This is a genomic window from Streptomyces rubellus (assembly GCF_036323805.1).
In the GTDB taxonomy this organism is placed as follows: domain Bacteria; phylum Actinomycetota; class Actinomycetes; order Streptomycetales; family Streptomycetaceae; genus Streptomyces.
Genome location: NZ_JAZDCX010000010.1, coordinates 148,277 through 157,735, shown reverse-complemented (window position 1 = coordinate 157,735; position 9,459 = coordinate 148,277). Strand labels below are relative to the sequence as shown.

Annotated in this window: 20 protein-coding genes; all 20 read right to left on the bottom strand. The window is 67.9% G+C overall.

Translation table 11 applies throughout. The annotated features are described in order from the left end of the window. Window position 1 precedes the first annotated feature (1 nt). Window positions 2-184, bottom strand: coding sequence for a 50S ribosomal protein L30 (gene rpmD, locus V1L54_RS14200; RefSeq protein WP_100201545.1), 183 nt, complete (start codon window positions 182-184; stop codon window positions 2-4). Beyond that, window positions 184-789 (bottom strand): 30S ribosomal protein S5, encoded by a 606-nt coding sequence (rpsE, locus tag V1L54_RS14195; RefSeq protein WP_100201544.1) that lies wholly within the window; start codon window positions 787-789, stop codon window positions 184-186. Before rpsE ends, rpmD begins: the two co-directional genes overlap by 1 nt. 43 nt (window positions 790-832) lie before the next feature. Further along, a complete protein-coding gene (gene rplR / locus V1L54_RS14190; RefSeq protein WP_330118337.1) occupies window positions 833-1,216 on the bottom strand; it encodes a 50S ribosomal protein L18 in 384 nt (127 codons plus the stop codon). Between the two features lie 3 nt (window positions 1,217-1,219). Further along, window positions 1,220-1,759 carry a 50S ribosomal protein L6 gene (gene rplF, locus V1L54_RS14185; RefSeq protein ID WP_330118336.1) on the bottom strand — a complete coding sequence of 180 codons (540 nt, stop codon included), beginning with the start codon at window positions 1,757-1,759 and terminating at the stop codon, window positions 1,220-1,222. A 23-nt stretch (window positions 1,760-1,782) separates the two neighbouring features. After that, window positions 1,783-2,181, bottom strand: coding sequence for a 30S ribosomal protein S8 (gene rpsH, locus V1L54_RS14180; RefSeq protein WP_093660615.1), 399 nt, complete (start codon window positions 2,179-2,181; stop codon window positions 1,783-1,785). Window positions 2,182-2,397: 216 nt separating this feature from the next. After that, on the bottom strand, window positions 2,398-2,583 hold the full coding sequence (locus V1L54_RS14175) for a type Z 30S ribosomal protein S14 (protein ID WP_004571834.1): 186 nt from the start codon (window positions 2,581-2,583) through the stop codon (window positions 2,398-2,400). 3 nt (window positions 2,584-2,586) lie between these two features. Beyond that, window positions 2,587-3,150, bottom strand: a complete 564-nt coding sequence (rplE, locus tag V1L54_RS14170; RefSeq protein ID WP_330118335.1) for a 50S ribosomal protein L5 — start codon at window positions 3,148-3,150, stop codon at window positions 2,587-2,589. Continuing rightward, window positions 3,150-3,473, bottom strand: coding sequence for a 50S ribosomal protein L24 (gene rplX, locus V1L54_RS14165; protein WP_330118334.1), 324 nt, complete (start codon window positions 3,471-3,473; stop codon window positions 3,150-3,152). Before rplX ends, rplE begins: the two co-directional genes overlap by 1 nt. Window positions 3,474-3,476: 3 nt before the next feature. Beyond that, the gene (gene rplN / locus V1L54_RS14160; protein WP_100201538.1) at window positions 3,477-3,845 is read right to left on the bottom strand and encodes a 50S ribosomal protein L14; all 369 of its coding nucleotides are present in this window, start codon (window positions 3,843-3,845) and stop codon (window positions 3,477-3,479) included. 101 nt (window positions 3,846-3,946) lie between these two features. Beyond that, window positions 3,947-4,234, bottom strand: coding sequence for a 30S ribosomal protein S17 (gene rpsQ, locus V1L54_RS14155; protein WP_330118333.1), 288 nt, complete (start codon window positions 4,232-4,234; stop codon window positions 3,947-3,949). Next, entirely contained in the window at window positions 4,234-4,458 is a 225-nt protein-coding gene (rpmC, locus tag V1L54_RS14150; protein ID WP_100201536.1) for a 50S ribosomal protein L29, read from the bottom strand. The genes rpsQ and rpmC overlap by 1 nt, the downstream gene beginning before the upstream one ends. Next, window positions 4,458-4,877: a 50S ribosomal protein L16 gene (gene rplP / locus V1L54_RS14145; protein ID WP_100201535.1), complete on the bottom strand. Its 420-nt coding sequence runs from the start codon at window positions 4,875-4,877 to the stop codon at window positions 4,458-4,460. Before rplP ends, rpmC begins: the two co-directional genes overlap by 1 nt. A gap of 5 nt (window positions 4,878-4,882) precedes the next feature. After that, the gene (gene rpsC / locus V1L54_RS14140; protein ID WP_330118332.1) at window positions 4,883-5,713 is read right to left on the bottom strand and encodes a 30S ribosomal protein S3; all 831 of its coding nucleotides are present in this window, start codon (window positions 5,711-5,713) and stop codon (window positions 4,883-4,885) included. Continuing rightward, on the bottom strand, window positions 5,713-6,060 hold the full coding sequence (gene rplV / locus V1L54_RS14135; RefSeq protein ID WP_006130776.1) for a 50S ribosomal protein L22: 348 nt from the start codon (window positions 6,058-6,060) through the stop codon (window positions 5,713-5,715). Before rplV ends, rpsC begins: the two co-directional genes overlap by 1 nt. Window positions 6,061-6,106: 46 nt before the next feature. Beyond that, complete coding sequence (gene rpsS, locus V1L54_RS14130) at window positions 6,107-6,388, bottom strand: 30S ribosomal protein S19 (RefSeq protein WP_020869258.1); 282 nt, start codon at window positions 6,386-6,388, stop codon at window positions 6,107-6,109. 14 nt (window positions 6,389-6,402) lie between these two features. Further along, a complete protein-coding gene (gene rplB / locus V1L54_RS14125; protein ID WP_100201532.1) occupies window positions 6,403-7,239 on the bottom strand; it encodes a 50S ribosomal protein L2 in 837 nt (278 codons plus the stop codon). Window positions 7,240-7,278: 39 nt separating this feature from the next. Continuing rightward, window positions 7,279-7,602: a 50S ribosomal protein L23 gene (gene rplW, locus V1L54_RS14120; protein ID WP_100201531.1), complete on the bottom strand. Its 324-nt coding sequence runs from the start codon at window positions 7,600-7,602 to the stop codon at window positions 7,279-7,281. Further along, the gene (gene rplD / locus V1L54_RS14115) at window positions 7,602-8,255 is read right to left on the bottom strand and encodes a 50S ribosomal protein L4 (RefSeq protein WP_330118331.1); all 654 of its coding nucleotides are present in this window, start codon (window positions 8,253-8,255) and stop codon (window positions 7,602-7,604) included. The genes rplW and rplD overlap by 1 nt, the downstream gene beginning before the upstream one ends. A gap of 5 nt (window positions 8,256-8,260) precedes the next feature. After that, window positions 8,261-8,908 carry a 50S ribosomal protein L3 gene (rplC, locus tag V1L54_RS14110; RefSeq protein WP_330118330.1) on the bottom strand — a complete coding sequence of 216 codons (648 nt, stop codon included), beginning with the start codon at window positions 8,906-8,908 and terminating at the stop codon, window positions 8,261-8,263. Between the two features lie 14 nt (window positions 8,909-8,922). After that, window positions 8,923-9,231, bottom strand: a complete 309-nt coding sequence (gene rpsJ / locus V1L54_RS14105; RefSeq protein ID WP_016473429.1) for a 30S ribosomal protein S10 — start codon at window positions 9,229-9,231, stop codon at window positions 8,923-8,925. Between the last annotated feature and the right edge of the window lie 228 nt (window positions 9,232-9,459).

Genomic DNA, 9,459 nt, shown 5'->3' with positions numbered 1-9,459 from the left:
CTCAGTCGACCTCCTCGACCGTCACGAGGTGGCGGACGGTCTGCACCATGCCGCGGATCTCGGGGCGGTCCTCCTTGACGACCGTGTCGTTCACTCGCTTGAGGCCGAGCGAACGCAGGGTGTCGCGGTGGTTCTGCTTGCTGCCGATGTAGGACTTGGTCTGGGTGACCTTCAGACGAGCCATCAGCCACTCACCCCAGCCCGCGCCCGCAACAGAGCGGCGGGAGCGACGTCCTCCAGCGGCAGACCGCGGCGGGCGGCGATCTCCTCGGGGCGCTGCAGGCCCTTCAGAGCGGCCACCGTGGCGTGCACGATGTTGATGGGATTGGACGAGCCGAGCGACTTGCTCAGCACGTCGTGGATGCCCGCGCACTCCAGCACGGCGCGCACCGGGCCACCGGCGATCACACCGGTACCGGGCGAGGCCGGCTTGAGCAGCACGACACCCGCGGCCTCCTCACCCTGGATCGGGTGGGGGATGGTGCCCTGGATCCGGGGGACCTTGAAGAAGTGCTTCTTGGCCTCCTCCACACCCTTGGCGATGGCGGCCGGCACCTCCTTGGCCTTGCCGTATCCGACACCCACGGTGCCGTCACCGTCGCCCACCACGACCAGCGCGGTGAAGCTGAAGCGACGACCACCCTTCACAACCTTGGCGACGCGGTTGATCGCGACGACCCGCTCGACGTACGCGGTCTTCTCGGCGGCCGCGCCGCCGTCCCGCCGGTCCCGTCGGTCCCGCCGCTCGCCGCCACCGGCGCCGCCACCGCGGCGCTGGGGTCCAGCCATTGGATTTACCTCTCTCTATGCGTCCGCTTGCGTGGGGACCGGCTCAGAACCTGAGCCCGGCCTCGCGGGCGGCGTCGGCCAGGGCGGCGATCCGCCCGGCGTACTTGTTGCCACCGCGGTCGAACACGACGGCCTCGATGCCCGCGGCCTTCGCCCGCTCGGCGACCAGGGCGCCGACCTTCTTGGCCAGCTCGCTCTTGTCGCCGTCGGCGCCGCGGATCGAGCTGTCCAGGGTCGAGGCCGAGGCGAGCGTGTGGCCCGCGACGTCGTCGACGACCTGCGCCACCATGTGGCGGTTGGAACGCGTCACCACCAGGCGGGGGCGCTCGGGGGTGCCCGAGACCTTCTTGCGGACGCGGATGTGGCGCCGCTTGACGGCGGTGGCCTTGCGGGCACCGCCCTTGGCGATCTTCACACCGTATGCCATGGCTTACTTACCAGCCTTTCCGACCTTGCGGCGGATGACCTCGCCCGCGTACTTGACGCCCTTGGCCTTGTACGGGTCGGGCTTGCGCAGCTTGCGGATCCGCGCGGCGATCTCGCCGACCTGCTGCTTGTCGATGCCCTCGACGCTGAACTTCGTCGGGGACTCCACCTTGAAGGTGATGCCCTGGGGGGCCTCGACGAGGATCGGGTGGCTGTAGCCCAGGGAGAACTCCAGGTTGGAGCCCTTGGCCTGGACGCGGTAGCCGACCCCGCTGATCTCGAGCTGCTTGGTGTACCCCTGGGTCACGCCAGTGATCATGTTCGCCACCAGCGTGCGGGACAGACCGTGCAGGGCCTTGTTCCGGCTCTCGTCGTTGGGGCGGGTGACACGGATCGTGCCGTCCTCGTCCCGGGCGACCTCGATGGGGGCGGCGACGGTGTGCGTCAGGGTGCCCTTGGGGCCCTTCACGGCGACCGTACGGCCATCGATGGTGACGTCCACACCGGCGGGAACCTGGATGGGGAGCTTGCCGATACGCGACATTGCCTTACCTCCGTTCCCTTCCGCTACCAGACGTAGGCGAGGACTTCCCCACCCACGCCCTTCTTCTGAGCCTGCTTGTCGGTGAGGAGACCGTGGGAGGTGGAGATGATCGCCACTCCCAGGCCGCCGAGCACCTTCGGCAGGTTGGTGGACTTCGCGTAGACCCGCAGACCCGGCTTGCTGATGCGCTTGATGCCGGCGATCGAACGCTCGCGGTTCGGCCCGAACTTGAGCTCCAGGACGAGGTTCTTGCCCACCGGGGCGTCCTCGACCTTCCAGCCGGTGATGTAGCCCTCCTGCTGGAGGATCTCCGCGATGTGCGACTTGATCTTGCTGTGCGGCATCACGACGGTGTCGTGGTACGCCGAGTTCGCGTTTCGCAGACGCGTCAGCATGTCTGCGATCGGATCGGTCATGGTCATGTGATGGCCTTCGGCCTCTCTCGCCGGGGTTTCCTGTATGCGCCGTCCCTCTCCCCGTACGCGGTACGCGACGGGACGGGTGCGGTGCGGGGACCTACGGCGTAGTAAGACGGTCATGGACGGCGAGCGCCCAGCCCACAAGCCTAGGGCACGCGGGGCGGGCGTTCGCCGGCCAGGATGCTCTTACCGAGAGTCCCTGGGTCCGCCGGAGCGGACTTACCAGGAGCTCTTGGTGACGCCCGGCAGCTCGCCGCGGTGGGCCATCTCACGAAGGCACACGCGGCACAGGCCGAACTTGCGGTAGACGGAGTGGGGACGGCCGCAGCGCTGGCAGCGCGTGTACGCACGCACCGCGAACTTGGGCTTGCGGGCCGCCTTGGCGATCAGAGCCTTCTTGGCCACTGCTCAGGCCTCCTTGAACGGGAATCCGAGGTGACGCAGCAGGGCGCGGCCCTCCTCGTCGGTGTTCGCCGTGGTGACCACGGTGATGTCCATGCCTCGGACCCGGTCGATCTTGTCCTGGTCGATCTCGTGGAACATGACCTGCTCCGTGAGACCGAAGGTGTAGTTGCCCCGGCCGTCGAACTGCTTGGGCGACAGACCGCGGAAGTCGCGGATGCGCGGCAGCGCCAGCGACAGCAGGCGGTCCAGGAACTCCCACATGCGGTCACCCCGGAGGGTGACGTGGGCACCGATCGGCTGACCCTCGCGCAGCTTGAACTGCGCGATGGACTTCCGGGCCTTGGTCACGGCCGGCTTCTGGCCGGTGATCGTGGCGAGGTCGCGGACGGCGCCCTCGATCAGCTTGGAGTCGCGGGCGGCCTCGCCCACACCCATGTTGACCACGATCTTGGTGAGACCGGGGATCTGCATGACGTTGCCGTAGTCGAACTCGTCACGCAGCTTGCCCGCGATCTCCTCGCGGTAGCGCACCTTCAGGCGCGGCTGCACGTTGGTGGCGGTAGTCATCAGATGTCCTCACCGGTCCGCTTGGCAACGCGGATCTTGTTGCCTTCGTCGTCGAAGCGGTAACCGACGCGGGTGACGACCTTCTTGCCGTCCTTCTCCACCACGAGCTGCACGTTGCTCACGTGGATCGGGGCCTCGGTCGTCACGATCCCGCCGGTCTTCGAACCACGGGCGGTCTGTCCGGCCTTGGTGTGCTTCTTGACCCGGTTGACACCCTCGACCAGGACGCGGTTCTCGCGGGGGTAGGCCACGATGACCTTCCCCTGCTTCCCCTTGTCCTTGCCGGTGATGACCTGGACCAGGTCACCCTTCTTGATCTTCATCGGTTACAGCACCTCCGGCGCGAGGGAGATGATCTTCATGAACTTCTTCTCGCGCAGCTCACGGCCCACCGGGCCGAAGATACGGGTGCCGCGGGGGTCGCCGTCGTTCTTGAGGATGACGGCGGCGTTCTCGTCGAAGCGGATGTACGAGCCGTCCGGGCGGCGGCGCTCCTTGACGGTGCGCACGACGACGGCCTTGACGACGTCGCCCTTCTTCACGTTGCCACCGGGGATCGCGTCCTTGACGGTGGCGACGATGACGTCCCCGACACCCGCGTAGCGGCGGCCGGAGCCACCGAGAACACGGATGCAGAGGATCTCCTTCGCTCCCGTGTTGTCGGCGACGCGCAGTCGCGACTCCTGCTGGATCACGTCTATCTCCTGATCGTCTGCCGGTTCCCGGTGGGTGCGCGCGGTGCCGCGCGCACCTCACCGAGCCTGGCGGAACTCGTCCCGAGAAGTGCTCTCGGGGGTTACTTGGCCTTCTCGAGGATCTCGACGACGCGCCAGCGCTTGGTCGCGGACAGCGGCCGGGTCTCCATCAGGAGGACCCGGTCGCCGACACCCGCGGCGTTCTGCTCGTCGTGCGCCTTGAGCTTGTTCGTACGGCGGATGACCTTGCCGTACAGGGCGTGCTTGACGCGGTCCTCGACGGCGACGACGACGGTCTTGTCCATCTTGTCGCTGACGACCAGACCCTCACGGGTCTTGCGGAAGCCGCGCTGCTGGTTGTTCGTCTCAGTCACATTCGTCTCGCTCATCAGGCGCTCTCCACCGTCTCGATGCCGAGCTCGCGCTCCCGCATCAGGGTGTAGATCCGGGCGATGTCCTTACGGACGGCCTTCAGCCGGCCGTTGTTCTCCAGCTGTCCGGTCGCCGCCTGGAAACGGAGCTTGAAGAGCTCCTCCTTGGCCTCGCGCAGCTTCCCGACGAGCTCCTCGTCGCTCAGCTCGCGCAGCTCGCTCGCCTTGGTACCGGCCGCCATCACGACTCACCTGCCTCGCGCCGAACGATCCGGCACTTCATCGGAAGCTTGTGAGCAGCGCGGGTGAGCGCCTCACGAGCAATCTTCTCGTTCGGGTAGGAAAGCTCGAACATCACCCGACCGGGCTTGACGTTCGCGACCCACCACTCCGGCGAGCCCTTGCCGGAACCCATGCGGGTCTCGGCGGGCTTCTTCGTCAGCGGACGGTCCGGGTAGATGTTGATCCACACCTTGCCGCCACGCTTGATGTGCCGCGTCATGGAGATACGCGCGGCCTCGATCTGCCGGTTGGTCACGTAGGCGGCGGTGACGGCCTGGATGCCGTACTCGCCGAACGCGACCTCGGTGCCACCCTTGGCCATGCCCCTGCGCTTGGGGTGGTGCTGCTTGCGGTGCTTGACCCTGCGGGGGATCAGCATGACGGTCAGGCCTCCTTCCCGGCAGAGCCGGTGCTCTCGGCGGCCGGAGCGGAGCTGCTCGCCTCGGCCTTGGGGGCCTCGGTCCTCTCCTGCTGCGGCTTGCGTCCGCGGCCGCCGCGCTCGCCACCGCGGCGCGGGCGGTCGTTGCCACCACCGCGCGACGGGCGGTTGCCGGCGCGGGCGGCGGCGTTCTCGGCACGGACCTCGGCGATGTTCTTGACGTCGCCCTTGTAGATCCAGACCTTCACACCGATCCGGCCGAAGGACGTCTTGGCCTCGAAGAAGCCGTAGTCCACGTTGGCGCGGAGGGTGTGCAGGGGGACCCGGCCCTCGCGGTAGAACTCGGAGCGGGACATCTCGGCGCCGCCGAGGCGGCCACCGCACTGGATCTTGATGCCCTTGGCGCCGGCCTTCATCGTGCTCTGCATCGACTTGCGCATCGCACGGCGGAAGGAGACGCGGGAGGACAGCTGCTCGGCGACGGCCTGGGCCACCAGCTGGGCGTCCGTCTCCGGGTTCTTCACCTCGAGGATGTTGAACTGGATCTGCTTGCCGGTCAGCTTCTCCAGCCGACCGCGGATGCGCTCCGCCTCGGCGCCGCGGCGGCCGATCACGATGCCCGGACGGGCCGTGTGGACGTCGACGCGGACGCGGTCGCGGGTGCGCTCGATCTCCACCTTGGAGATGCCGGCCCGCTCCATGCCCTGCGTGAGCAGGCGGCGGATCTCGACGTCTTCCTTGATGTAGTCCTTGTAGAGCTTGTCGGCGTACCAGCGCGACTTGAAGTCGGTGGTGATGCCCAGCCGGAACCCGTGCGGGTTGACCTTCTGCCCCATTACCGGGTTCCTTCCTTGCTGCTGACGACCACCGTGATGTGGCTGGTCCGCTTACGGATCCGGTAGGCACGGCCCTGGGCGCGCGGCCGGAACCGCTTCAGGGTCGGGCCCTCGTCGACATAGGCCTCGGAGATGAACAGGCTGTCGACGTCGGTGTGGTCGTAGTTGTGCGCGGCGTTGGCGATGGCGCTGTCGAGCACCTTGCCCACGGGCACGCTCGCGGCCTGCGGAGCGAAACGCAGGACCGCCTGAGCCTCCGTGGCATCCATGCCACGGATGAGGTCCACCACACGGCGGGCCTTCATGGGCGTGACGCGGATGTACCGCGCCTGGGCCCTGGCTTCCATGGTCGTCCCTTCGGTGTCAGTCATTGGTCTTCGCTGTTTCCGCAGATCAGCGACGCCGCGACTTGCGGTCGTCCTTCTCGTGGCCGCGGAAGGTGCGGGTCGGCGCGAACTCGCCGAGCTTGTGGCCGACCATCGACTCGGTGACGAACACCGGGACGTGCTTGCGGCCGTCGTGCACCGCGATCGTGTGGCCCAGCATGGCCGGGACGATCATCGAGCGGCGGGACCAGGTCTTGATGACGTTCTTGGTGCCGGCTTCGTTCTGCGTGTCCACCTTCTTGATCAGGTGGTCGTCGACGAAGGGCCCCTTCTTGAGACTGCGCGGCATCGAAAACCCGCCTCCTAGCGCTTCTTGTTCGTCTTGCGGCGGCGGACGATGTACTTGTTGCTGGCCTTCTTCGGCGAGCGAGTACGTCCTTCCTTCTTGCCCCACGGCGAGACCGGGTGACGACCACCGGAGGTCTTGCCCTCACCACCACCGTGCGGGTGGTCGACCGGGTTCATGACCACACCGCGGACGGTCGGGCGGACGCCCTTCCAGCGCATGCGGCCGGCCTTGCCCCAGTTGATGTTCGACTGCTCGGCGTTGCCGACCTCGCCGACGGTCGCGCGGCAGCGGACGTCGACCAGGCGGATCTCGCCGGAGGGCATGCGGAGGTGGGCCATGCGGCCCTCCTTCGCCAGCAGCTGCACGGAGGCGCCGGCGGAGCGGGCGAACTTCGCGCCGCCGCCGGGGCTCAGCTCGATGGCGTGGATGGTCGTACCGACCGGGATGTTGCGCAGCGCCAGGTTGTTGCCGGGCTTGATGTCGGCACCGGGGCCGTTCTCGACGCGGGCGCCCTGCTTCAGACCGGCCGGGGCGAGGATGTAGCGCTTCTCGCCGTCGGCGTAGTGCAGCAGCGCGATGCGCGCGGTGCGGTTCGGGTCGTACTCGATGTGCGCGACCTTGGCCGGCACGCCGTCCTTGTCGTGACGGCGGAAGTCGATCACACGGTAGGCGCGCTTGTGGCCACCGCCCTGGTGGCGGACGGTCACACGACCGGCGTTGTTACGGCCGCCCTTGCTGTGCAGCGGGCGGACCAGCGACTTCTCCGGCGTGGACCGCGTGATCTCGACGAAGTCGGCGACACTGGCGCCACGACGGCCCGGAGTCGTCGGCTTGTACTTGCGGATACCCATTTCTCAGTCCTCGTCCGATATCGGACGGTACGGCCTCCGTCAGGAGACCGGACCGCCGAAGATGTCGATACGGTCGCCCTCGGCGAGGGTCACGATGGCGCGCTTGGTGTCGGCGCGCTTGCCGTAGCCGGTCCGAGTGCGCTTGCGCTTGCCCTGCCGGTTGATCGTGTTGACCCCGGTGACCTTGACCGAGAAGACCGTCTCGACGGCCTGCTTGATCTGGGTCTTGTTGGCACGCGGGTCGACGACGAACGTGTACTTGTTCTCGTCCAGCAGCGCGTAGCTCTTCTCCGAGACCACCGGCTTGATCAGGATGTCGCGGGGGTCGGAGAAGGTCTTGCTGGTGACGGTCGCCTCACTCATCAGGCGTTGCTCCCTTCGCGCTCGGCAGCCGTACGGCCGGCCACGAAGCTCTCGAAGGCGGCCTTGGTGAAGACCACGTCGTCGGAGACGAGCACGTCGTAGGTGTTCAGCTGACCCGGCTCCAGGATGTGGACCTGGGGCAGGTTGCGGGCGGACAGCCACGCGGCCTCGTCGCTCCGCTCGACGACCAGCAGCACGTTCTTGCGCTCGCTGATCCTGCCGAGCAGACCCTTGGCGGCCTTGGTGGACGGGGCCTCGCCCTCGACCACGCCGGTGACGACGTGGACGCGGTCGTGGCGCGCCCGGTCGGAGAGGGCACCGCGCAGGGCGGCGGCCTTCATCTTCTTCGGGGTGCGCTGCGAGTAGTCGCGCGGCACCGGGCCGTGCACGACGCCACCGCCGGCGAACTGCGGCGCGCGGGTCGAGCCCTGGCGGGCGCGGCCGGTGCCCTTCTGGCGGTACGGCTTCTTGCCGCCGCCGCGGACCTCGCCGCGGGTCTTGGTCTTGTGCGTGCCCTGGCGGGCAGCGGCCAGCTGTGCGACGACGACCTGGTGGATCAGCGGAACGCTGACCTGCACGTCGAAGATCTCCGCGGGGAGCTCGACGGTCCCGGCCTTGTCGCCTGCCGGCGAAAGGATGTCAATGGTGCTCATCTACCTCAGGCCCCCTTGGCCGCGGTACGGACCAGGACGAGGCCGCCGTTCGGACCGGGAACCGCGCCCTTGATGAGCAGCAGTCCCTTCTCCGCGTCAACGGCGTGGACGGTCAGGTTCTGGGTGGTGACCCGCTCGTTGCCCATGCGGCCGGCCATGCGCAGGCCCTTGAACACGCGGCCCGGGGTGGCGCAGCCGCCGATGGAACCGGGCGAGCGGTGCTTGCGCTGGGTGCCGTGGCCGGCGCCGAGGCCGGCGAAGCCGTGGCGCTTCATGACACCGGCGGTGCCCTTGCCCTTGCTCTTGCCGGTCACGTCGACCTTGGTGCCGGACTCGAACACCTCGGCGGTGATCTCCTGGCCGAGCGTGTACTCGGCGGCGTCGGCGGTGCGCAGCTCCACCAGGTGACGGCGCGGGGGCACGTCGGCCTTGGCGAAGTGGCCCTTGAGGGGCTTGTTCACCTTGCGCGGGTCGATCTCGCCGAAGGCGATCTGGACGGCCTCGTAGCCGTCCTTGTCAGCGGTGCGCACCTGGGTGACGACACAGGGTCCGGCCTTGACGACAGTGACCGGGACGACACGGTTGTTCTCGTCCCAGACCTGGGTCATGCCGAGCTTCTCGCCCAGGACACCCTTGATCTGCTTCGTGGTCATCTCTACCGGGCCTCTCAGAGCTTGATCTCGATGTCGACGCCGGCCGGCAGGTCCAGGCGCATCAGCGAGTCAACGGTCTTGGGCGTCGGGTCGAGGATGTCGATCAGGCGCTTGTGGGTGCGCATCTCGAAGTGCTCGCGCGAGTCCTTGTACTTGTGCGGCGACTTGATGACGCAGTACACGTTCTTCTCTGTGGGCAGCGGCACCGGGCCCGCGACCGACGCACCAGTGCGGGTCACCGTCTCGACGATCTTCTTCGCCGAGTTGTCGATGACCTCGTGGTCGTAGGCCTTGAGCCGGATGCGGATCTTCTGTCCCGCCATGGCTACTTCGTAGTCCTGTCTCTCGTCACGCTCCGGGACCCGGTGGCCCTTGCCCTCTCCGACCCACGCGGTCGGGCGTGTCGCGTCCCTGCTGACATGGATATCCCTTGGAGGATTTCCCTGTTACGGGTGACGCGGTACGTGGGACCGCGGACCGGGGAGTTCGTCCCACCGGGCGCCTGGCCGGCACCCCGCTGACACTTCCCGGAAGATTCCCGTACTTCCGTC